We start from the raw sequence: 23,310 nt of genomic DNA, 5'->3' as shown, positions 1-23,310 counted from the left end.
GTGGCTGAACTCAAACTGGGATACAAGGCGTCTGCCGAACAATTCGCGCCGCGGGAACTCGTCGAGCTGGCGGTCGCCGCCGAAGCGCACGGCATGGACAGCGCCACCGTCAGCGACCACTTCCAGCCCTGGCGGCACAAGGGCGGACACGCCCCGTTCTCGCTGGCCTGGATGACCGCGGTCGGCGAGCGCACCAAGCGCATCACGCTGGGCACCTCGGTGCTCACCCCGACCTTCCGGTACAACCCGGCCGTCGTCGCGCAGGCGTTCGCCACGATGAGCTGCCTGTATCCGGGCCGCATCTTCCTGGGCGTGGGCACCGGCGAAGCGCTCAACGAGATTGCCACCGGCTACGAGGGCGAGTGGCCGGAGTTCAAGGAGCGCTTCGCCCGGCTGCGCGAGTCGGTGCGGCTGATGCGCGAGCTGTGGCGCGGCGACCGGGTTGATTTCGACGGCGACTACTACCGGCTCAAGGGTGCCTCGATCTACGACGTGCCCGAGGGCGGCGTGCCGATCTACATCGCGGCGGGCGGCCCGGCGGTGGCCAAATATGCCGGACGCGCCGGCGACGGCTTCATCTGCACCTCCGGCAAGGGTGAGGAGCTCTATCGCGAGAAGCTGATGCCGGCCGTGCAGGAGGGCGCCAATGCCGCCAACCGCAACGTCGACGACATCGACAAGATGATCGAGATCAAGATCTCCTACGCCCCGGACCCGAAGCTGGCGCTGGAGAACACCCGGTTCTGGGCGCCGCTGTCGCTGACCGCCGAGCAGAAGCACAGCATCGACGACCCGATCGAGATGGAGAAGGCCGCCGACGCGCTGCCCATCGAGCAGGTCGCCAAGCGCTGGATCGTCGCCTCGGACCCCGACGAGGCCGTCGAAAAGGTCGGCCAATACGTCGAATGGGGCCTCAACCACCTGGTGTTCCACGCGCCCGGCCACGACCAGCGTCGGTTCCTGGAGCTATTCGAGAAGGATCTTGCGCCGCGGCTGCGGCGACTGGCCTGACGTGCCGAGCATCTACATCACCTCGCCCGAGGGCGACACCGGCAAGTCGACGATCGCGCTGGGCGTGCTGCACCTGCTGGCCGCGACCGTGGCGCGGGTCGGGGTGTTCCGGCCGATCGTGCGGGCTGGCGGCGACGATCGCAAGCGCGGCGAAGCCGGGCGCAGCGGGTCGTCGCAGGTCGGCACAGAGCGGGACTACATTCTGGAACTCTTGTTGGCGCACGCCACCGCCGAGCTGTCGTACGAGCAGTGCGTCGGGGTGACCTACCAGCAGTTGCACGAGGACACCGACGCCGCGCTCACCGAGATCGTTGACCGGTTCCACGTCGTCGCCGACCAGTGCGATGCGGTGGTCATCGTCGGCAGTGACTACAACGACGTCGCCGCGCCCGCCGAGCTATCGATCAACGCCCGCATCGCGGTCAACCTCGGCGCGCCGGTGGTCCTGACCGTGCGCGCCCGCGGCCGCACGCCCGACGAGGTCGCCCAGGTGGTCGAGATCTGTCTGGCCGAACTGGCCGCCCAGCATGCCCACACCGCGGCGGTGGTGGCCAACCGCTGCGACCCACCGCAAATGACGGCGGTCGCCGAGGCGTTGAGCGGGTTCGAGCCCAACACCTATGTGCTGCCCGACGAGCCGCTGCTGGTCGCGCCGACGGTAGCCGACCTGCAAACCGCCGTGCACGGAACACTGCTGTCCGGTGACACCGAGCTGATGGGACGCGAGGCGATGGGTGTGGTGGTCGCCGGGATGACCGCCGACCACGTGCTGGAACGGCTCGCCGACGGGGTCGCCGTGATCACCCCGGGCGACCGCTCCGACGTCGTCCTGGCGGTGGCGAGTGCCCATGCGGCAGAAGGGTTTCCATCACTGTCGTGCATGATCCTCAACGGCGGCTTCGAACTGCACCCGTCGATCGCGGCGCTGGTATCCGGGCTGCGGCTGCGGTTGCCGATCGTCGCGACGGCGCTGGGCACCTACGACACTGCCAGCGCCGTCGCCTCGGCGCGGGGCCGAATCACGGTCGGCGCGCAGCGCAAGATCGACACCGCGCTGGCCCTGATGGAACGCAACGTCGACGTCGCCGAATTGGTGGCGCGGCTGGCGATTCCGATTCCCACCGTCACCACGCCGCAGATGTTCACCTACCAGCTGCTGGACCGCGCCCGCTCCGATCGCAAGCACATCGTGCTGCCCGAGGGCGACGACGACCGCATCCTGCGCTCGGCCGGCCGGCTACTGCAACGCCGGGTAGCCGACCTGACGATCCTCGGCGACGAGAACGAGATCCGTTCCCGGGCAGCCGAACTCGGGGTCAACCTGTCGGCGGCCGCGGTGCTCGACCCACGCACCAGCGAGTTGCGGGAGAAATTCGCCCACCAGTACGCCGAGCTGCGCGCCGCCAAGGACGTCACGCTCGAGCTGGCGGGTGAGGTCATGTGCGACGTGTCGTACTTCGGCACCATGCTGGTCTACAACGACATGGTCGACGGGATGGTGTCCGGCGCGGCGCACACCACCGCGCACACCGTGCGGCCGGCGTTCGAGATCATCCGCACCGCGCCCGACGTGTCCACCGTGTCGTCGATCTTCTTGATGTGCCTGCCGGATCGGGTGCTGGCCTACGGCGACTGCGCGATCGTCCCGGACCCGACGGTCGAGCAGCTGGCCGACATCGCGATCAGCTCGGCGCGCACCGCCGCGCGATTCGGCATCGAGCCGCGGGTGGCCCTGCTGTCCTATTCCACCGGAGACTCAGGCGCGGGCGCTGGTGTCGACAAGGTCAGGGCGGCAACGGAATTGGTGCGCGGCCGGGCGCCGCAGCTGCTGGTCGAAGGGCCGATCCAGTACGACGCCGCAGTCGACCCGTCGGTCGCGGCCACCAAGATGCGCGACTCGGCGGTCGCCGGGCGCGCGACCGTGCTGATCTTCCCCGACCTCAACGCCGGCAACAACGCCTACAAGGCCGTGCAGCGCAGCGCCGGCGCCATCGCGATCGGCCCGGTGCTGCAGGGCCTGAACAAGCCGGTGAACGACCTCTCCCGCGGTGCGCTGGTCGAAGACATCGTCAACACCGTTGCCATTACTGCGATCCAGGCGCAGGGGTCATGACCGAGACCCTCGTGCTGGTGATCAACTCCGGCTCGTCATCGCTGAAATACCAGCTGCTCCAACCCGATTCGGGGGAGTCGTTGGCCGACGGCAATGTCGAGCAGATCGGTGAGCAGGGGTCGGAGTTTCCCGACCACGATGCCGCGCTGCGACATGCCTTCGCGCAGCTGGGTGGCCTCGACCGACTCACGGCGGTGGGGCACCGGGTGGTGCACGGCGGTCAGGACTTCTACCGGCCCACCGTTCTCGACGACGCGGTGATCGGCAAACTGAGGGAACTCTCACCGCTGGCTCCGCTGCACAACCCGCCCGCGCTGCGCGGCATCGAGGTGGCCCGCAAGCTGCTGCCCGACGTTCCGCACGTCGCCGTGTTCGACACTGCCTTCTTCCACGACCTGCCGCCCGCCGCGGCGACCTATGCAATCGAGCGGGAACTGGCCGAACGGTGGCAGATCCGCCGGTACGGCTTCCACGGCACGTCGCACCAGTACGTCAGTGAGCAGGCGGCAGCCTTTCTGGGCCGGCCCGTGCGCGAGCTGAATCAGATTGTGCTGCACCTGGGTAACGGCGCGTCGGCGTCGGCGATCGCGGGAGGCCGGCCCGTCGACACCTCGATGGGGCTGACGCCGTTGGAAGGCCTGGTGATGGGCACCCGCAGCGGCGACATCGATCCCGGGATCATCGGCTACCTGTGTCGCGAGGCGAACATGAGCGTCGACGAGATCGAGTCGACGCTCAACCATCGCTCCGGAGTGCTGGGGCTGGCTGGCGAACGCGACTTTCGCCGACTGCGCGAAATGATCGAATCCGGCGACAGCTCAGCGCAATTGGCCTACGACGTGTTCATCCACCGGCTGCGCAAGTACGTCGGCGCCTACCTGGCGGTGCTGGGCCGCACCGACGCGGTGAGCTTCACCGCAGGGATTGGTGAAAACGCCGCCTCGGTGCGTCGCGACGCGCTGAGCGGCCCTGCGGCACTGGGCATCGAGGTCGACGAGCAGCGCAACCTCGAGCCGGCTCGCGGCGCGCGACGGATCTCCACTGACCACTTACCGGTTGCCGTGCTGGTGATCCCGACCAACGAAGAACTGGCCATCGCCCGCGACGCTTTGAGCGTGACCCAGGCCGGATGAAGGCTACAGTTTGGAACATGGGTGAGCAGCCCGGCATTGCACCGGTCGGGACGCAAATCGGTCGCTACAAGATTCGCGCGCTGCTCCGCCCCACCGGCGTCGGTCAGGTCTACGAGGCGATAGACACCGCCAAAGACCGACCGGTCGGCCTCACGCTGCTGCCGCCGACTGTGGATCGCGAACGGTTCTTCCGCGAACTGGACGTCGCCGCGGAGCTGAAGGAACCGCACGTCATTCCGGTCCTTGATTGGGGGGAGATTGACGGCCGGTGCTATGTCGCCACGCAATGGGTGCCGGGGGAGACTCTCCAATCGCTGGTGACCACGTTCGGGCCGATCGACCCGGTACGCGCGGTGGCAATCATCGAGCAGATCGCGGCGGCTCTCGACGCCGCACACGCCCGTCGACTGATACACCGGGATGTCAAGCCGGAGAACATCGTTGTCACCGACGACGGCGAGGCGTACCTGCTCGGACTCGGCATCGCCGACCCGACACTGAGCGCGCCCGGGCCGACGGCGAGCTCGTATGCGTATATGGCGCCGGAGCGTTTCGACGAGGGGCCGGTGACCAGTCGGGCCGACGTCTATTCGCTGGCCGCAGTTTTGGCCGCGATCCTGACCGGCGACAGGCCATATCCCACCGCGACGACGGTGGGCCAGGTCATCAAGGCCCACCTGACCGCCCCGCCGCCGAAGCCCAGCCTGGCGCGGCCACACGCCATTTCGCCGCGGTTCGACGCCGTCGTCGCGCGCGGAATGGCGAAGAATCCGCAGCAGCGGTTCGCGACGGCAGGCGATCTCGCTCGCGCGGCCCGGGATGCGCTCGCGGCCGGCCAGGAGGCTCCCACGATGGTTCGCCGGGCCAGCGACCTCGGGAAGGTTATCGCCGCTCGCCGCGGCGGCGGCCGGCTGCCGGACCCGATTCCCAACCTGGACTTCTACTCGGACGAGTCCGCTGCGCCGCCGTGGCGGCGCTCCAGGCTGCTGCCGCTGGCCATCGGCGTGGTAGCGCTGCTGGTGCTCGCTGCCGTCGGCGTCGTCGTGTGGCGGGTGGCCTCGACCGGCGGAGAACTGCACGCCCAACCGTCGGCCGCCCCGAAAACGTACCGACCGACCGTGCTGCCGTTCACCGGGTTGACCGGCCCGGAAGGCGTGGCGGTGGACCCGGCCGGCAACGTCTACGTCGCCAACATCGACAACGACCGGGTGCTCAAGCTGGAGTCCGGGACCACCACCCAGACTGTGCTGCCGTTCACCAACCTGAAGGAACCGTACGGGCTGGCGGTCGACAAGGATGGCAACGTCTACGTCGCCGACACCGACGGCAACCGCGTGGTGAAACTCGATGTGGGGACCACCAATCAGACCGTGCTGCCCTTCGACGGGCTCAACCGGCCAGAGGGCCTGGCGGTGGACGCGGGGGGCCGGGTATACGTCGCCGACACCCTCAACAACCGCGTGCTCAAGCTCGACGCGGGATCGACCGGCCAGACCGTGCTGGGCTTCAACGGCCTCGAACGACCCAAGGGCGTAGCGGTGGACAGAGCCGGTCGCGTCTACGTCGCCGATACCGGCAACAACCGGGTGCTGAAGCTGCCGCCGGGATCGACCAGCCAGGAGGTACTCCCGTTCACCGGCCTGAAAGACCCGTCCGGGTTGGCGGCCGACGAGCAGGGCGGCGTCTACGTCACCGACGGCAGCAGGGTGGTGCGGTTGGACGCGCGCTCCAACCAGCAGACGGTGGTGCCGGTCACCGGTCTCGGCTACACCAGGGGTGTGGCGGTGGACGACGCCGGCAACGTCTACGTCACCGACTACGGCAACGACCAGGTGGTCAAGCTGGTCGCCGGCTGACCTACAGGAACCCCAGCGCGCGTCTGCCACTGCCGACCGCCGGGGTGGGGTCGGACTTCAGTGTTTGTGTCAGCAGCTCGTAGTAGACGTCGCGAAAGTCGTTGGTGGGCTTGAGGTCTCCGTTGTCCAGGTCGGTCAGGCTGGGCTCGTCGCCGTAGAAGCCGCCCTTGACCGGCGCCCCGGCGACGAACACAGGGCCCGCGGTGCCGTGGTCGGTGCCCTGCGACGCGTTGGCCCTCACCCGCCGCCCGAACTCCGAGTACGCCAGCACGACGACGTTCCTGCCGTACCGGTCGCCGGCCATCTGCTGCAGGAAAGGCGTGAGCGCCTCGTCGAAGGTCTGCAGCAGGCGCTGCTGGGTGTCGCGTTCGTCGGCGTGGGTGTCGAACCCGCCGAGCTGCACCGCGTACACGCGGGTCGGCACGCCGGCGCGCACCGCGGTGGCCACCATGCTCAGCTGGGCGGCCAGCGAGTTATGCTCGCCGCCAGCCGGTTTGACGTCGGCGAGGGTGGTGTCGGTGGTGCGGCTGGCGCGGTAGGCGGCGCACACCGCGGACATCGCCGGGGTGTCGTCTGGGTCGTCGACGCCCAGCGCTTCCATGGTGGCGGCGAACCTGTCCGCCGACTCCGGCACGGCAGTCGGGGAAAGCGCTGCGGCCGTGCACTTTTCGCCCACCGCCAACGGGGGCAGCACCGATCCGATGTTGACCGCGCGCAGCGGGTCGTCGCCGGTGGCGTCGAGCCAGCGGCCGATCCAGCCGGTCGACACGGGCTCGGCCGGCGACGCGGTCTGCCAGATATCCATCGACCGGAAGTGGCTGTGGTCGGGCCGCGGGTAGCTAGCCCCGCGCACGATGGCCAGCTTGCGCTGGTTCCACAGCTGGGCCATGCCCTTCAGCGCCGGGTTGAGCCCCAGCTGGTCGTCGAGGTGCAGCACATCGCTTGGGGCATAGGAAAGTTCGGGCCTGGCGTCGTGATAAGCATTGTCGGCGTAGGGGATTACGGTGTTGATGCCATCGTTGCCGCCGTACAGGGTGACGATCACCAGCACGCCGCTGCCCTCGGCCAGCGGCCGGTCGTGGGCCGCCCGCAACAGGTCGGACCAGCTGACCGCTACCGTCCCGGACAGTAGACCGGCCGCGCCCACGCCGGCGCTGGCGATCAGGAACTTGCGGCGATTCATGACGTCAGGTACTCCGGTGTATTCACGGCCGCGGCCAGTAGTGCTACAGGCTTGCGCACCAACGGTTTGAGAGCGGCGACGGTCCGATCCGACCACGTCCCGACGCCGATGAGATAACCGGCGGCGTCGATGCGGTCCCCGGCGCCGGCGTCCTCGACAGTGGACAGGTCGCCGGCGCGGGCCAGGTTGCTTGCGGCGCGGAACCGCACGTCGGCGCTGGCGGTGGACAGCCACACCTGGCCGTGTGGCCAGCCGCCGACGTCGGGCGGGTAGAAAGGCCGCTGCCCCAGGGCTTTCAGCGTCGCGCCGACGGTCTCGATCTGTTTGGGGGTGTCGAGCGGCACGCGCAGTGTCCGGATCATTCCGACCAGCCATTCCACCGGGGTATTGACGATTGCGGCTCGGGCGCCGACGAACTCGTCGTCGGTGAGGATCGCGGCGGTCAACGCTTTCAGGTCGCGGCCGGGGCCGTAGGCGGCGACCAGGCGGCTCAAGGCGCTTACCGACGGCGGGTCGTCGGTGGCGAGCTGGCGCCACAGCCGCCCCGCGACGTATTCGGCCGACTTCGGCTGGGCCAGCACGGTCTCGCAGAATCCGGCGGCGTCGAAGTCTCCCGTGGCACCGAGCACCGTCTTGGCGGTGTTGTCGTGCCGCTTGGGCATCATCGCCGTTTCACCGGTTGGCTTGATCACCCAGCCGGTCAGTGCCCGGGCGCCGGCTCGCACGTCGTCCTCGGTGTAGCCGTTGCCGTGACCGAGCGCGAACAACTCCATGAATTCGCGGGCCAGGTTCTCGTTGGGGGCCTTGGCGGTATTGGTCTGTCCGTCGAGCCAGCGCAGCATCGCGGCGTCGGTGAGCATCGCGTAGGCCAGGGTCCGGAAGTCGCCGAGCGCCAGGGTGCGCAGCTTCTGGTTCTGCGCTGCCATGTAGTCGGCAACGCGGACCTTCTGGGCGGAGGTGGCGAAGTGGTTGTGCCACAGCAAGGTCAGCTTCTCGTGGACCGGCTGCTCGACCGATGCCATGCGGCGCAGCCACCACGCCGACAGCTCGGACATCTGCTCGGACAGCTGCCGGTTGTGGGCCTTTCGCGCTTCTTTGGTGGCGCCCTTGCCGGGCGCACGTGGCACGGCGAAGGTGGGCATCGGCGTCGCGTGTGCACCCGGGTCGGCGTCGGGGTCCGAATTCAGCGCCGCCGCAACGTAGGTCGGCCAGTCTTGTGCGACGACCGCGTCGACGGTCGGGCCGCTGACCCCGAATCCTGCGCGGCGCAGGATTCGGGCAGTGGTGATCCACCGGTCGGATTGCCCCGCCATGACTCAACTGTGAACCGCGAAACTGGAGATTTGCTGAGGACACGCCACCGGGTTTCGGCGCGGTTTCTCGCGCTGAGCGACGATTATCGCGCCGAAATCGCTGAGCCCCCTAGAAGGTGCTCGTGGGGCGCACCCGGTTGGCCATGTCGACCAGCGTGTAGCGATGCGCCTGGGTGGGCGCCACCCGCGCCAGCGCCCGCAGCGACGCCTCGACGCCGAGGCGCAGCCCGTGTCCGGTGAACGGGAAACCCAGGATGTGGTTGGTGCTGGCCTCGTGGCCCGCCTCGAGCCAGTCCATCGCGCTGCCCAGAACCAGCGCCCGGATCTGCAGCACCCGCGGCTCGGTCGGCGGCAACGCCTCGACCCGTCGCGCGGCGTCGCGGATGTGCTCCTCGGTGATCTCGCTCGTCGAGCGGCCGGACAGCAGCGTCACCGCACTGGTCAGCCGCGCAGTGGTGAAATGCCTTGAGCTGGCGGGCACTTCGTCGAGGATGCGCACCGCGGCTTCGCGGTCGCCTTCGGCCGACAGCGCCCGCGCCAGCCCGAACGCGGCAGAGATCACGCCGTCGTCGGTTTCCCACACCGTCTGGTAGAACTGGTGCTCGTCGGAGTTGCCGGCCAGCTCGGCGGTGGCGGCCAGCGCCAGCTTCGGAGCCAACTCGCCGGGGAAGGTGTCCAGCACCTCGTTGAAGTGTTTGATCGCCGAGTCGTAGTCGCCGGTGAGCAACTCGGCGACGGCGCGATACCAGACCAGCCGCCAGCGCCAGCCCACCCGCTCGGCCAAGTCGTCGAGTTTGCGGGTCGCCTTGGCCACGTCGCCGAGGTCCAGCAGCGCGCGGACCTCCATCAGCGGCAACTCGACCGACTCCGACAGGTCGATCCCCTCGGAATCCAGTGAGCCGTGCCGCACCGCGCGCAACGAGTCCAGTGTCTGCACCGGCTGCGACAGCACCGTCGCCTGCAACACGGGGGCCGCGACGTCGGCGGGATCGACCAGCGGCACCGGCAACGCGGTCACGATCTCCTTGGCGGTCAGCTTCTCCGAATGCACCTGCCCGTCCAGGTACACGTCGGTGTGCGCCACCAGCAGCTCGACCCCGAACGTCGAACGGGTCCGGGAAAAGATCGTCGACAGGCCGGGCCGCGGCACGCCCGTGTCGTGAGCGACCACCTCGCGCAGCACGCCAGACAGCTGTCCCGACATCTCCTCGGCGCTGGCGAACCGCCGCCGTGGATCGGGGTCGATCGCGCGGCGCAGCAACCGGGCGAACGAGTCGTATTCGACCAGCACCGGGTCGTCTTCGGGCAGCCCGTCGACGTAGCGCCCGTTGCGGGTGCGCAGCGTCATCGTCAGAGCGGCCAGTGTCCGGCCCACCGTGTAGATGTCGGTGGCCACCGTCGGCCCGGTGCGCACGATCTCCGGCGCCTGATAACCCGGCGTGCCGTAGAGATAGCCGAACGAGTTGATCCGCGACACCGCACCCAGGTCGATCAGCTTGAGCTGCTCCTCGGTGACCATGATGTTCTCCGGCTTGAGGTCGTTGTAGACCAAGCCGATGGAATGCAAATACCCAAGGGCGGGAAGGATTTCCAGGATGTAGGCGATGGCCTCGGCCACCGGCAGGTTCACGCCGCGGCCACGCTTGAGCGACTGCCCGCCGACGTACTCCATCACGATGTAGCCGACCGGATCGCCGTGCCGGTCGGGATGCTCGACGAAGTTGAAGATCTGCACGATCGACGGGTGCACCACCTCGGCGAGGAACTGCCGCTCGGCCATCGCGATCGCCTGCGCCTCGGCGTCGCCGGAATGCACCAAACCCTTGAGCACCACCGGCCGGTCGTTGACGTTCTTGTCGAACGCCAGGTACACCCAGCCCAGCCCGCCGTGCGCGATGCAGCCCTTGATCTCGTACTGACCAGCGACCACGTCACCCGGATTCAGTTGCGGCAGAAACGAATACGGGCTGCCGCAATACGGGCACCAGCCCTCCGAGAGGGCCTTGCCGTCGGGGCTGGAGCGGCCCACCGGCCGGCCGCAGTTCCAGCAGAACCGCTTGGACTCCGGCACCACCGGGTTGGGCATCAGCGCTTCGAGCGGGTCGATGTCGGGCACCCGCGGGATCTCCACCAGGCCGCCGCCCAGCCGCCGGACCGGTTGCGCCACCCGGGTTGTCGTCACGCGCTCCGGCGACTCGGTCTCGACGGTGGTGGCGTCGTCGTCTTCGTCGTCGTCGAAATGCGGGCGGAACAGCGCCTGGGTGGACACCGGGCGCATCTGCGCGGCGGAGTCGGCCGTCGCGTCGGACGGCTCCGTGCCGGGAGCGACGGCGTCGTCGTCGGGCTTGTCCATCAGTCCAGATACCTCGGGGCGGGCGGGGCCGGCGCCGGACCCAGCACGTTCAACCACTTGCGGTACAACGTGTTCCAGGTGCCGTCGCGGCGGATGCGTTCCAGGGTGCCGTTGACGAACCGGACCAGCCCGGTGTTGTTCAGGTTGACCCCGATGCCGTAGGGCTGGGTGTCCATGTTGGGCCCCACGATGTGCAGGTAAGGATCCTGGGACACCAGCCCGGCCAGGATCGTGTCGTCGGTGCTGACGGCGTCGACCTCGCGCTGCTGCAGCGCCACCAGGCAGTCGGCCCAGTTCACCACCTCCACGATCAACGGCGGCGGCGCGATCTCGCGGATCCGGCCCAGCGACGTGGTGCCCTTGGCCACGCAGACCCGCTTGCCGGACAGGTCGGACGGTTTGGTGATCGCCGAATCGCTGGGCGCCAGGATGCGTTGTTTGGCGTCGAGGTAGACGGTGGAGAAGTTGACCAGCTTGCGCCGCTCGCAGGTGATCGTCATGGTCTTGACGACGATGTCGACGAGCGACTTCTGCAGCGCGGTGATGCGTTCGGCCGACGACAGGATCCGGTATTCCACCGAGGTCGGGCTGCCGAAAATGTCGCGGGCCACCTCGCCGGCGATGTCGACGTCGAAACCGGTGATCTGGCCGGTGATCGGGTCGCGGAAGGACAGCAGGTTGCTGCCGATGTCGAGGCCGACGATCAGCCGGCCGCGGCCGCGGATGCCGCTGACCGCATCGTCGGCCTCGGCCTTAGTGGCGAACGGCCGCAGGCTGGCGGTGACGTCGCAGTCGGCGTTGGCCTTCTCGGGTGGGCGCGGCGGTTGCGGCGGCAGCTCCTGCATGCCGGCCGGGGTGGGCGGCGGCAGCGTCGGCACAGGCGCCACCACCATCGGCGCCGAGTGCCCGCAGCCGGCCAGCAGCAGGACGGCGGCGCACACGATGGCAACTAGGCGGCGGCCGATGGCGCCGACCCGCTGCGCCTGGCTCCGCCATGCTTGCGATCGGCGCGTCATCGGTACTCGTTCAGTCGGGGCCACAAACCGAGCGCGACCGCGATCGCGGCGCCCAGGCTGAGCACGACGCCGCCGACGGTGGCGCCGGACAGCCCCTGACGCGCATTGAGGATGTCGGTGCGCAGCTGGTTGCGGCTCTGCTCCATGGTTTTGCGCAGCGCCTCGTCGAGTTTGTCGAACGCGGGGCTGGAGTCGTCTTCACCGTTGCCGAGCGCAACCTGGGTGGCGGCCTGATAGTTGCCCACCGAAATGTAGGCGTTGATCCGATCGTTGGCCTGGCGCCAACGGGCCAGCAGTTGGTCGGCGTCGTGCAAGTCGGTCTTGTCGACGGCGTCGCCGCGGGACAGGTATTCGTCGAGCTGCTGGTGCATGGCGTCGATGCGTTGGTAGAAGGACTGCTGGCGGACCTCTTCGTCCCCGCGCCGGATCAGTGACAGCGTCTCGTCGGCACGCGCCTGCTGGGCGGTGATCGACAGGTTGATGACGGTCTTCAGCGATTCTGCCGCAGTATTTTTCGCGCTGCGACTGGCCGAGGTGGAAATCGCCAGGGCCGTTCCTACCCACACCACCATAATGAGGATCGCCAGGGCGCCCACGACGAGACCGGGGTTGATCCGCCGATTGGTGCGCCGGGCCAGCCAGCGATGCGCGAACGCGCCGAAGATCACCGTGGTGACGACGACGAGGATCACCGGAGCCGGGATTTGAGTGGATGCCGTTGTTTCGCTGTCCACCCGCTCCGAGGTCTGGCGGTAGAGCTGTTGGGCATCGGGCAGGATCCGCGACTGCATCAACGCCGACGCCTCGGACAGATACGACGAGCCGACCGGGTTACCCGCCCGATTGTTGGTCCGCGCGATCTCGATCAGCCCGGTGTAGACGGCGAGCTCGGCGTTGATCCGGCCCAGCAGCTGCACCAGCGGCTCGTCGGTCAGCCCGCTCGACGCCCGGGTTACCGCGACCGCGGCGTCTGTGATCGCCTGCTCGTAACGCGCCCGGACCGTCCGCGGCTCGGCCTGGGCGATGAACGCCGTCGCCGCCGCCGCGTCGGCCACCGACAGCGTGGTGTAGAGCCGGCCCGCCGCGAACGACAGCGGCTCGGTGTGGTTCAGCACCGTGGTCAGCGCCTGCTGACGCTGGTTGATCGTCGTCGAGGTGGCAAACGCGCTGAGTCCGCCCAGCATCGCCAGGATGACGCCGATGGACAGGATGCGGCCGGGTGTCGTCGAGATGAACCACCAACGCGGGTGCGCCGGTTCGATTGGCGACCGCGACCCCAGTGGCTCGGTCGACGGGTGCGCCAACTCAACGGTCACGTCTGTTCGGACCTCATCTCTTCGCTGTGCGTCGCACGAACTCTATAAGCAAAGTCTAAGAGTTTGTTTTCGGGATGCGGGGAGCATCGCCGAGTCACCGGCGCTGGGCTGCTTATCCTGAACCCGTGCGCGGCGACGGCGACGGCTGGGTGATTTCCGACACGGGCGTGCCGTACTGGGGCCGGCACGGCGCGGCCGGTCTGCTTTTGCGGGCGCCGCGCGGCGACGGCAGCCCCGCGGTGTTGCTGCAACACCGTGCGCCGTGGAGTCACCAGGGCGGAACCTGGGGTCTGCCCGGGGGCGCCCGCGACAGCCATGAGACCGCCGAGCAGGCCGCCGTGCGGGAGGCGCTCGAGGAGGCGGGGCTGACCAGCGAACAGCTGGCCGTGCGCGCGACGGTGATCACCGCGATGGCGAGCGGCACCGACTGGACCTACACCACCGTCGTCGCCGACGCCCTCGAGTTGCTGCCCACCGTGCCCAACCGGGAAAGCGCCGAGTTGCGCTGGGTCGACGAAGACGAGGTGGCCGACCTGCCGCTGCATCCCGGGTTCGCCGCCAGCTGGCAGCGGCTGCGCGCCGCGCCGGCGACGGTGCCGCTGAGCCCGGGCGACGAGCGGCGCCGTCACCTGCCGCGCACGGTCGAGATCGAGGCGGGCGTTTTCCTGTGGTGTACGGCGGGCGGCCCGGACCAGGCGCCCTCGCAGCTGTCCACCCGGATCAGCTCGCTGCTGCCAGCGCCGAACTGAGCCGCTCGGCGGCCGCGCGCGGGTCGTCGGCCGCGGTGATCGCCCGCACCACCACGACCCGGCGGGCCCCGGCCTGTAAGACTTCGGGCAACCGGTCGGCGTCGATACCACCGATCGCGAACCAGGGTTTGTCGGTCGCCGTTGCGGCTGCTGCCCGGACCAGCGGCAGGCCGGGCGCCGGTCGGCCGGGTTTGGTCGGAGTCGGCCAGCACGGCCCGACGCAGAAGTAGTCGACGTCCTCGGTGAGGGCGGCGGTGACCTGGTCGACGTCGTGGGTGGAGCGGCCGATCAGGGTTTTTGGTGCGACGATCTCGCGCGCCACGGGTAGGGGAAGGTCGTTTTGGCCTAGGTGCAGCACGTCGGCGCCGACCGCCCGGGCGATGTCGGCGCGGTCGTTGACGGCGACCAACGCCGCGTGCCGGCGGGCCGCGTCGGCGAGCATCTCGAGTGCCGCCAGCTCGTCGCGCGCCTCCAACGGCCCGAACCGCTGCTCGCCGATCGAGCCCTTGTCGCGCAGCTGGATGATGTCCACCCCGCCGGCGAGCGCTGCCTCGGCGAACTCGGCCAGATCACCGCGCTCGCGGCGGGCGTCGGTGCACAGGTAGAGCCTGGCGCTGGCGAGCCGGGGTTGGTGCACACCGCGACGCTAGCCGCTAGCGTGGAAAGCTGACGAATCACGGGAGTCCCGGGCACGGGGTCTGAGAGTGGGCACGCCTGCCCTTACCGTCACACCTGATCCGGATCATGCCGGCGAAGGGAGAAAGGATGCCGGACTCACTGGCCGTTATCGGCGGAGGTGTCATCGGCTTGTCGGTGGCGCGCCGGGCGGCCCAGGCCGGCTGGTCAGTGCGGGTGCACCGCACCGGCGACCACGGAGCGTCCTGGGTGGCGGCCGGCATGCTGGCCCCGCACAGCGAGGGTTGGCCCGGCGAGGAGCGGCTGCTGCGGATGGGCCTGGAGTCGCTGAGGCTGTGGCGCGACGGCTTCGGGTTGCCGCCGCACGTGATCACCGCGCGCGAGTCGCTGGTGGTCGCCGTCGACCGCGCCGACGCAGCCGATCTGCGCACCGTCGCCGACTGGCTGTCCGCGCAGGGCCATCCGGTGGTCTGGGAGTCAGCCGCGCGCGACGTGGAACCTCTACTGGCCCAAGGCATCCGGCATGGCTTTCGGGCGCCCACCGAGCTGGCGGTGGACAACCGCGCGGTGCTCGACGCGCTCGAGACGGCCTGTGAACGGCTCGGCGTGCAGTGGGCCGGACCCGTGGGTGACGTGGCCGGTGTCAACGCCGACGCCGTCGTGATCGCCAACGGGATCGACGCGCCGGCGCTGTGGCCCGGGCTGCCGATCCGCCCGGTGAAGGGCGAAGTGCTGCGGCTGCGGTGGCGCAAGGGATGTATGCCGGTGCCGCAGCGGGTGATTCGGGCCCGGGTACACGGTCGGCAGGTGTATCTGGTGCCCCGGGCCGACGGCGTGGTCGTCGGCGCCACCCAATACGAGCACGGCCGCGACACCGCGCCGGCGGTCTCCGGGGTGCGCGATCTGCTCGACGACGCCTGCGCCGTGCTGCCCGCCCTCGGCGAATACGAGCTGGCCGAATGCGCCGCCGGGCTGCGCCCGATGACACCGGACAACGTGCCATTGGTGGGCCGCCTCGACGAGCGGACGCTGGTGGCTGCCGGTCACGGACGCAACGGTTTTCTGCTGGCGCCGTGGACCGCTGAACAGATTGTGTCGCAACTGGTTCCGACGGGAGCGCACGCGTGATCGTCGTCGTCAACGAAAAACCGCTGCAGGTCGACGATCAGACCACGGTCGCGGCCCTTCTGGAATCGCTGGGGTATCCCGACCGCGGCATCGCGGTGGCCCTGGACCAGTCAGTGTTGCCGCGGTCCGGTTGGCAGACAACGCTTTCCGACGGCGCCCGGCTCGAGGTGGTGACGGCGGTGCAAGGTGGCTGACAACAAACTCACAATCGCCGGGCGGGAATTCTCGTCGCGGCTGATCATGGGCACCGGCGGAGCGACCAACCTCGCGGTGCTCGAGGAGGCGCTGATCGCGTCGGGCACCGAACTGACCACCGTCGCGATGCGACGTGTCGACGCCGAGGGCGGCACCGGGATGCTCGACCTGCTGGGCCGGCTCGGCATCACACCGCTGCCCAACACCGCCGGCTGCCGCAGCGCCGCCGAGGCCGTGCTCACTGCACAACTGGCCCGCGAAGCGCTGGACACCGAGTGGGTCAAGCTCGAAGTGATCGCCGACGAACGCACCCTGCTGCCCGACGCCGTCGAATTGGTCCGCGCCGCAGAGCAATTGGTGGACGATGGGTTCGTGGTGCTGCCGTACACCAACGACGACCCGGCGCTGGCCCGACGGCTCGAGGACACCGGCTGCGCCGCGGTGATGCCACTCGGCTCGCCGATCGGCACCGGGCTGGGAATCGCCAACCCGCACAACATCGAAATGATCGTCGAGGCCGCCGGTGTGCCGGTGGTGCTCGACGCCGGCATCGGCACGGCCAGCGACGCCGCGCTGGCGATGGAATTGGGTTGCGACGCAGTGCTGTTGGCGAGCGCGGTGACCCGGGCCGCCGACCCCCCGGCGATGGCCGCCGCGATGGCCGCCGCCGTCACGGCCGGCTATCTCGCGCGCCACGCCGGCCGGATCCCGAAACGCTTCTGGGCGCAGGCGTCGAGCCCTGATCGATGAAACGCTATGTGGCGCTGGGCAGCTCGATGGCGGCCGGGCCCGGTATCCGGCCCCGCGCCAAGGGTGCGCCGTTCGGGTCCGGGCGCTCGGCCCGCAATTACGCGCACCTCGTCGCGCAGCAATGCAACCTCGACCTGGTCGACGTCACTTTTTCCGGTGCCACCACCGCGCACGTGCTGGCCGACCGGCAGCGCGGGGCGCCGCCGCAGATCGACGCACTCGACGGGTCCGAAGACTTGGTCACCGTTACGATCGGCGGCAACGACGTCGGATACGTGCCGTTACTGATGGCGGCCGCCTTGCCCGCGCCGGCCCGGCTGTGGCCGCCGATCGGCAACCTGCTCGACCGTGATGCGCGCGAGGAAGCGCTCGGCCAAGTCGGCGACTCCCTGCGTGCCGTGGGCGCCGTGGTCCGTCGGCGTGCGCCCAGGGCGCGGGTGATGTTCGTCGACTACCTGACCCTGCTGCCGCCGGACGGCCAAGCCGCACCGCCGTTGTCGAAGGCCGATGCCGAGCTGGGCCGCCACGTCGCCGCTCGTTTGGAGGAGGCCACCGCGGCGGCCGCAGAGGCCACCGGCTGCCAAATCGTGCGCGCCGGGCAGGCCAGCCGCGAGCATCACGCCTGGTCCACCGACCCGTGGACGGTGGGCGCCGCGTTGCCGCTGCCCTGGCGTGCGGCGCCGTTTCACCCGAATGCCGCGGGGATGCGTGCGGTCGCCGAGCTGATATTGGCCCGCTTCTGACCGATTAAGCCCTGGCTGGATGGGTAGGCGTCAGCCGATGGACCAGCACGCCGCCATGCTCTACCGGTCGCCGGACGAATACCTCGACGCCGTGGTGCCCTTCATCTCCGACGGGTTGGCCCAGGGGGAGCCGGTGTGGGCGGCGGTCCCCGAAGACAAAGGGGCGTTGTTGCGCCGCGCGCTGGGTGACTCGGCGACGCAGGTGGCTTGGGTCGACATTGGCGAGTTGGGCCGTAATCCGGGGCGGATCCTGGCGGCGGAACTGGACTTCGTCCAACGGCACAGCCGGCGACCGGTCCGCATCGTCGCCGAGCCGGTGTGGCCCGGCCGCAGCACCCTGGAATACCCGGCCTGCGTCCAGCACGAAGCCCTGGTCAACATCGCGCTCGGCGGCGAGCGGGTGACGGTGCTCTGCCCGTATGACGCGTCGCTGCTCGACGACGCCGTGCTGGCCGACGTTCGTGCCACCCATCCGATGATCCGGCGCAACGGATCGCGCGAACGCAGCGCCGACTACGGCGTCGACGCCGCCCTGGAGCGCTGCAACCAGCCGCTGGCCGCAAGCCCGGCCGCCGTGAGATACACAGTCGCGCGGCCCAGCGACTTAGCAGGTGGACGCCGGCACGGCAATCGTTACGCCCGATTGCTCGGCCTGGCCACCGAGCGGATCGCCGACCTGCAACTCGTCATCACCGAGTTGGCCACCAACAGCCTTGAGCACGCCGGGACGGCATGCCGGCTCGCGCTGTGGGAGCAAGACCGCCATCTGGTCTGCGAGGCGCGCGACACCGGCTTGTTTTCCGACCTGCTGGCCGGGCGCCGGCCGCCGAGCCGCGACAAACCGAGCTCAACCGGACTCTTCGTCGTGAACGCAGTCGCTGATCTGCTGCGCATGCACACGGCGCCGGAAAGCACCACCATTCATGTCTACCTCCGGCTCGACGTGGGGTCGTCGACATGACCGCCGCGAATATCCCGATTATCTGGTGGGGGTGGTCTGCGAGTGGTTGAGTATGGCCGACCAGGTACTGGGAAACCAGATGGAGCCCCGATGACCCGACGCCATGGTGAAGTCACTTCCGCGGCCGGTCTCAACCCGTTGGGGCACGTGGCGTGGGGGTATCGCGACCGCTCGGAGTTCGTCAGGCGCGCGGCCGAATACATCGCCGACGGCCTCGCGCGAAATCAGCGAGTGTTGTACGCGTGCGACGCCAGCGCCGCCGCGCTGCGCACCGAGCTGGACGAGATGGGCTTCGCCGATGCGGTGCGCACCGGGCAGATCGCGGTGACGCCGGTGGCCGAGCACTACCGGTTCGTTCCGGGCACCGACATCGTCGACGCCGAGGCGACGGTGGCCGACGGGGTGGCGGCGATGAAATTCGTGGTCGGGACGGGATGCAGCGGGTGCCGAGCGGTGGTCGACGGGGCGGTGCTGGTCCGCACGCCCGAGCAACGCGCCGCATTCGCCCGCCTCGAGTACCTCGTCGACCAGAAGATGGCGGTGCTGCCCTTCGCGGCGCTGTGTGCCTACAACCTCAGTCTCTTGGGCGACGCCGCCAAGGAGCTGATGTGCCTGCATCCCATGGTCAACGCGGGTGCGGTGGGTTTCCGCATCTATGCGGAGCAGGGCGTCGATTTCGCCTTGGCGGGTGAACTCGACGCCGCGGATGACGAGGCTTTCAGCATTGCGCTGCAACGGATTTGGCCGATGGCATCCGGCGACGAGGTGGTCATCGACGCGTCTGCGTTGGGCTTCGTCACACACCCTCAGCTCATTGCGCTGGATCGACTTGCGGCGGCGGACGGGCGCCAGGTCGTCCTGCGGACCGACCGGCGCATGGTGAGCCGGCTAGCCGAGCTGCTCCAGGTGACCAACCTGCGGGTGGAAGGCCGCGATCTCGCCGACGCCGGCTGACTCGGCGGTGATCCGGTTGCCGCCAGCGTCTAACGTGGGCGCGGTGGCTTACAAATCGAAGGTAATTCTGGTCGTTGCCGCGACGGCGGCGTTGCTGATCGGTGGCTGCGGCACGTCGAAGTCCGCCCAGCCCGCGTCGTCGGCGGCCTCGAATTTCGCGACCTCGCTGCGGCAGAAGATCAGCACCGACGCGATGATGGCGCACCTGTCGAAACTGCAGGACATCGCCCGCGCTAACGGCAACACGCGCGCAGTGGCCACCCCCGGCTACGACGCCAGCGTCGAATACGTGGTAAACAAGCTGCGCGACAAGGGGTTTGACGTGCAAACCCCTGAGTTTCAGGCGCGGGTGTTCCACTCCGAGCCCGGGTCGGTGGCGATCGGCGACAAAACCTTCGAGGCCCGCGCCTTGCAGTTCAGCCTGCCCACGCCGCCGGACGGGGTGAGCGGACCGCTGGTGTCCGCCCCAGTCGACGACAGCCCGGGCTGCACTCCGTCCGATTACGACAAGTTGCCGGTGAAGGGGGCGGTGGTGCTGGTGGACCGCGGCACCTGCCCGTTCACCGAGAAGGAGGAGGCCGCCGTGCAGCGGGGGGCGGTGGCGCTGATCATCGCCGACAACGTCGACGAAAAGGAGATGGGCGGCACGCTGGGCGACAAAGCCGACGTCAAGATCCCGGTGGTCAGCGTCACCCGAGCGGCCGGAATACAGCTGCGCGACAAGCCCGGACCCGTCACCGTAAAACTCAAGGCCGAGACCCGAGACATCGCGGCCCGCAACGTGATTGCGCAAACGAAGACCGGTTCCACCTCCGACGTGGTGATGATCGGGGCGCACCTGGACAGTGTCCCGGAGGGGCCCGGCATCAACGACGACGGCTCCGGCGTGGCCGCGGTGCTGGAAACCGCGCTGCAGCTGGGCAGTTCGCCGCAGGTGCACAATGCCGTGCGGTTCGGCTTCTGGGGAGCGGAGGAACTCGGGCTGATCGGGTCACGCAAGTACGTCGAATCGCTGGACCTCGACGCGCTCAAAGACATTGCGCTGTACCTGAACTTCGACATGCTGGGATCGCCGAATCCGGGCTACTTCACCTACGACGGCGACCAGTCGCTGCCGGTCGACAAGCGGGGCGAGCCGATTGTGCCGGAAGGCTCCGCGGGTATCGAGCGGTCGCTGGCCGCGTATCTGCGCTCGGCCGGTAAAACCCCGCAGGACACGTCGTTCGACGGGCGGTCCGACTACGACGGCTTCACGCTGGCGGGCATCCCGGCCGGCGGGTTGTTCTCCGGCGCCGAGAACAAGAAATCCGAGGAACAGGCCAAGCTGTGGGGCGGCGAGGCGGATCAGCCGTTCGACCCCAACTACCACAAGGCCACCGACACCTTGGACCACGTCGACCGCACCGCGCTGGGCATCCACGGCGCCGGCGTCGCCTATGCGACCGGCCTGTACGCCCAGGACATCACCGGCCGCAACGGTGTTCCCATCCGCGAGGACCGCACCCGCCACGAACTGAAGAAGTAGTGCGCAAATCGCGCCGGGGTTATCCACAGTTGGCGTTTTATCCACAACCAGATGATTTGCGAGTGTGAATCGAACAAAGGTTCGATAGCGTCGAGTTATGAGTTCCGCCGCGCAACCCCTGTCCGCAGACGCGGCGCGCGCGCAAATACGCGCGGACCTCGAGCTCATCGAGGCTTCGTACGCACGGCTGCGCGCAACATGCACAGACGTGGTAGGGAATGCATTTCGCGTGGAGGTGGCCGAGCGCCTCGAGACTTTAGACCGGCTCAACCGCGGACTGTCGTACCGGGTGTTCGGGGAGATCGCCGACCCGGTCGACGGGCCGGACGATCCGGCACTGCCCGCCGATGTGAGCATGCGTCATCTGCTGTGTTCACGGCTACGGATTACCTCGGCCGAAGTCAAGCGCCGGTTCCGGGTGGCGGTGCGGATTCGCCCCCGACGCTCGTTGACTGGCCCCGCGCTGCCGCCCGAATTGCCGAAGCTGGCGGAGGCCGTCGAAGAGGGCAACGTCGGTGACGACCACATCGCCGCGGTCCTGCACGCGCTCGATGTTCTGCCGTCCGGGATCAGTGCCGTCGACCGCGCCAAGGCCGAGCGCATCCTGGTCAGGCACGCCACCAAGCAAGACGCCAAGTTTGTGGCCGCAGTGGGCGAACGAATCTCCGACTACCTCAATCCAGATGGCAATTTTTCCGACGAGGACCGTGCCAAGCGACGCAGCGTGGTGCTGGGCAAGCAGGGCGTCGATGGCATGAGCCGGCTGAGCGGCTGGCTGGATCCGGAAGCTCGTGCGTATGTGGAAGCCGTGACCGCTGCGATGCGGCCCGGGCGCCACGTCCCCGAGAACGGCGATCCTGCCCCTGACCAGCGCGACAACCGCACACCCGCGCAGCGCTGCCATGACGGGCTCAAGCTGGCTCTGCGGCATGCAATCTCGTCCGGCGAGCTGGGTGTCCATCGCGGCGTTCCCGTCACGGTGATCGTGACGACCAAGCTGGCCGACCTCGAACAGGCGGCCCGTGCTGCGCAGGACCCAAGCATTCCGATGCCCACGCCCGCCCGCACCGGAGGCAACAGCCGCCTGCCGATGCGGGACCTGATCCGCATGGCCGCCAACAGCATTCACTACTTGGCTGTCTTCGAGGATCACTCGGATCGCCCACTGTATTTGGGACGCAGCAAGCGCATTGCCACCTTAGACCAGCGCATGATCTGCTACGCCCGCGACGGCGGGTGCACTCGCCCGGATTGCCTTGAGCCCGGCTATCACTGCGAGGTTCATCACGCAATGGATTGGGCCAAGGGCGGGCAAACCAACGCCGACAGTCTCTATTTCTCCTGTGCGCCCGACCATTCCGAGGCGACGGACGGTACCGTCACCACGACGGTGACTGACGAAGGTCGCCTCGCCTGGAGCGACGGCACCGGCCCACCACGAGTCAACCGAATCCACCGTCCTGATGAACTACTCGACGACGATGAAGACCCGTGATAGTCAGCCGGATCCTGAGTAAACATCAGGATGTGGTCGGCCTCGCTTGCCGGATGCGTTCGAGCGTTACTCGGGCAAGGCGCATCGACAACGATGGTGAAAGCCGCTCAAGGTACCAGAATGTCTTCCACCATGCCGGCACCACGATGATCGCGTCTCCACGGAACACGGCGCGAAGGGCCCGCTCGGCGAACTTCTCGGGCGCCATGGGACGCAATTGCTCCCAGCGCCTGAGGATTTCGTCGTCGTCGAGGCCGGCCTTCTCGGTCCGTCCGTAGCGACCGCCGGTGAGTATCGGGGTCCGGATCACGCCCGGACACAGTACCGAGACGCGGACGCCGTGACGCTCGGCCTCGATCCGCAATGTCTTGGAAATCGCGACGACGGCGTGTTTGGTGGCGGTGTAGCCCGCCTGTCCCGCCGTTGTGACAAGACCGGCCATGGACGCCGTGTTCACGATGTGGCCGGAGTGCTGCCGGATCATGATCGGGTAGACCGCGTGGATGCCGTGCACCACACCGCGCAGGTTGACGTCGAAGACGTCGTTCCAGTCGTCCAGCGTGTACGAGTCGACCTCACCGGCCACCCCGATGCCGGCATTGTTGAACAGGTAGTCGATCCGCCCCGATTGCTCCACCACTTCACCCACGGCGCGCTCGACCGACGAATAGTCGCGTATATCGACCTCGATCGCATGTGCCTTTCCGCCGCCACCGCTGCGGCGTTGCGCCAGCTCCTGCGCCGCTTCGATCTGACGATCGGCGATCCAGACTTCGGCGCCCCCGTCGACCAACTTGCTAGTCAACGCGGCGCCGATGCCCGACGCGCCGCCGGTAACCAATGCGACCTTTCCCGACACGCTCGACGCCATCGCCAAAGG

The 23,310-nt window shown here is 68.7% G+C and carries 20 protein-coding genes; 13 read left to right on the top strand and 7 right to left on the bottom strand.

Annotated features, from left to right (window positions below; genetic code table 11):
* From fgd to AWC14_RS19155, 4 genes are read left to right on the top strand one after another with little or no spacing between them, the layout of a single operon-like run.
* The gene (gene fgd / locus AWC14_RS19170; RefSeq protein ID WP_045373952.1) at positions 1-1,011 is read left to right on the top strand and encodes a glucose-6-phosphate dehydrogenase (coenzyme-F420); all 1,011 of its coding nucleotides are present in this window, start codon (positions 1-3) and stop codon (positions 1,009-1,011) included.
* Entirely contained in the window at positions 983-3,124 is a 2,142-nt protein-coding gene (pta, locus tag AWC14_RS19165; RefSeq protein ID WP_428838984.1) for a phosphate acetyltransferase, read from the top strand. Before fgd ends, pta begins: the two co-directional genes overlap by 29 nt.
* The gene (locus AWC14_RS19160; protein WP_045373949.1) at positions 3,121-4,257 is read left to right on the top strand and encodes an acetate kinase; all 1,137 of its coding nucleotides are present in this window, start codon (positions 3,121-3,123) and stop codon (positions 4,255-4,257) included. The genes pta and AWC14_RS19160 overlap by 4 nt, the downstream gene beginning before the upstream one ends.
* Positions 4,258-4,274: 17 nt before the next feature.
* Positions 4,275-6,113, top strand: a complete 1,839-nt coding sequence (locus AWC14_RS19155; protein WP_057003143.1) for a serine/threonine-protein kinase PknD — start codon at positions 4,275-4,277, stop codon at positions 6,111-6,113.
* 1 nt (position 6,114) lies between these two features.
* Here AWC14_RS19155 and AWC14_RS19150 read toward each other — a convergent pair whose 3' ends face one another.
* From AWC14_RS19150 to glnX, 5 genes are all read right to left on the bottom strand, one after another.
* Positions 6,115-7,296: a DUF1501 domain-containing protein gene (locus AWC14_RS19150; RefSeq protein ID WP_045373946.1), complete on the bottom strand. Its 1,182-nt coding sequence runs from the start codon at positions 7,294-7,296 to the stop codon at positions 6,115-6,117.
* Positions 7,293-8,609 (bottom strand): DUF1800 domain-containing protein, encoded by a 1,317-nt coding sequence (locus AWC14_RS19145; RefSeq protein ID WP_045373943.1) that lies wholly within the window; start codon positions 8,607-8,609, stop codon positions 7,293-7,295. Before AWC14_RS19145 ends, AWC14_RS19150 begins: the two co-directional genes overlap by 4 nt.
* Before the next feature lie 109 nt (positions 8,610-8,718).
* On the bottom strand, positions 8,719-10,962 hold the full coding sequence (locus tag AWC14_RS19140; protein WP_045373940.1) for a serine/threonine-protein kinase PknG: 2,244 nt from the start codon (positions 10,960-10,962) through the stop codon (positions 8,719-8,721).
* On the bottom strand, positions 10,962-11,978 hold the full coding sequence (locus tag AWC14_RS19135; RefSeq protein WP_081967972.1) for a glutamate ABC transporter substrate-binding protein: 1,017 nt from the start codon (positions 11,976-11,978) through the stop codon (positions 10,962-10,964). Before AWC14_RS19135 ends, AWC14_RS19140 begins: the two co-directional genes overlap by 1 nt.
* Positions 11,975-13,294, bottom strand: coding sequence for a protein kinase G-activating protein GlnX (glnX, locus tag AWC14_RS19130; RefSeq protein WP_085241396.1), 1,320 nt, complete (start codon positions 13,292-13,294; stop codon positions 11,975-11,977). The genes AWC14_RS19135 and glnX overlap by 4 nt, the downstream gene beginning before the upstream one ends.
* Positions 13,295-13,419: 125 nt before the next feature.
* Between glnX and AWC14_RS19125 the strand changes: the two genes are divergently transcribed.
* A complete protein-coding gene (locus tag AWC14_RS19125) occupies positions 13,420-14,043 on the top strand; it encodes an NUDIX hydrolase (RefSeq protein WP_045373934.1) in 624 nt (207 codons plus the stop codon).
* Here the strand turns inward: AWC14_RS19125 and thiE are convergent.
* Positions 14,015-14,680, bottom strand: a complete 666-nt coding sequence (gene thiE, locus AWC14_RS19120) for a thiamine phosphate synthase (RefSeq protein WP_045373931.1) — start codon at positions 14,678-14,680, stop codon at positions 14,015-14,017. The two genes, AWC14_RS19125 and thiE, sit on opposite strands and share 29 nt — an antisense overlap.
* A 128-nt stretch (positions 14,681-14,808) precedes the next feature.
* Between thiE and thiO the strand changes: the two genes are divergently transcribed.
* The 8 genes from thiO (at position 14,809) to AWC14_RS19080 (ending at position 22,430) form a co-directional block, all read left to right on the top strand.
* Positions 14,809-15,807 carry a glycine oxidase ThiO gene (thiO, locus tag AWC14_RS19115; RefSeq protein ID WP_045373927.1) on the top strand — a complete coding sequence of 333 codons (999 nt, stop codon included), beginning with the start codon at positions 14,809-14,811 and terminating at the stop codon, positions 15,805-15,807.
* Entirely contained in the window at positions 15,804-16,001 is a 198-nt protein-coding gene (gene thiS, locus AWC14_RS19110; RefSeq protein WP_045373920.1) for a sulfur carrier protein ThiS, read from the top strand. The genes thiO and thiS overlap by 4 nt, the downstream gene beginning before the upstream one ends.
* Entirely contained in the window at positions 15,994-16,752 is a 759-nt protein-coding gene (gene thiG / locus AWC14_RS19105; protein WP_045373917.1) for a thiazole synthase, read from the top strand. Before thiS ends, thiG begins: the two co-directional genes overlap by 8 nt.
* The gene (locus tag AWC14_RS19100) at positions 16,749-17,495 is read left to right on the top strand and encodes an SGNH/GDSL hydrolase family protein (RefSeq protein WP_045373914.1); all 747 of its coding nucleotides are present in this window, start codon (positions 16,749-16,751) and stop codon (positions 17,493-17,495) included. Before thiG ends, AWC14_RS19100 begins: the two co-directional genes overlap by 4 nt.
* A gap of 37 nt (positions 17,496-17,532) precedes the next feature.
* Entirely contained in the window at positions 17,533-18,456 is a 924-nt protein-coding gene (locus tag AWC14_RS19095; RefSeq protein ID WP_235215805.1) for an anti-sigma factor RsbA family regulatory protein, read from the top strand.
* Between the two features lie 90 nt (positions 18,457-18,546).
* Positions 18,547-19,410 (top strand): MEDS domain-containing protein, encoded by an 864-nt coding sequence (locus AWC14_RS19090; protein WP_045373911.1) that lies wholly within the window; start codon positions 18,547-18,549, stop codon positions 19,408-19,410.
* A gap of 91 nt (positions 19,411-19,501) precedes the next feature.
* Positions 19,502-20,935, top strand: coding sequence for a M28 family metallopeptidase (locus tag AWC14_RS19085; RefSeq protein WP_235215808.1), 1,434 nt, complete (start codon positions 19,502-19,504; stop codon positions 20,933-20,935).
* Positions 20,936-21,032: 97 nt separating this feature from the next.
* Entirely contained in the window at positions 21,033-22,430 is a 1,398-nt protein-coding gene (locus tag AWC14_RS19080) for a 13E12 repeat family protein (RefSeq protein ID WP_045373909.1), read from the top strand.
* Between the two features lie 25 nt (positions 22,431-22,455).
* On the opposite strand, the gene AWC14_RS19075 is transcribed toward AWC14_RS19080, so the two are convergent.
* A complete protein-coding gene (locus AWC14_RS19075) occupies positions 22,456-23,301 on the bottom strand; it encodes an SDR family NAD(P)-dependent oxidoreductase (RefSeq protein ID WP_045373907.1) in 846 nt (281 codons plus the stop codon).
* Positions 23,302-23,310 lie beyond the last annotated feature (9 nt).

Source organism: Mycobacterium kyorinense (assembly GCF_002101735.1).
Classification (GTDB): Bacteria; Actinomycetota; Actinomycetes; order Mycobacteriales; family Mycobacteriaceae; genus Mycobacterium; species Mycobacterium kyorinense.
Note: the sequence above shows the minus strand (reverse complement) of the source record. Positions and strands in the feature narration are given on the sequence as shown.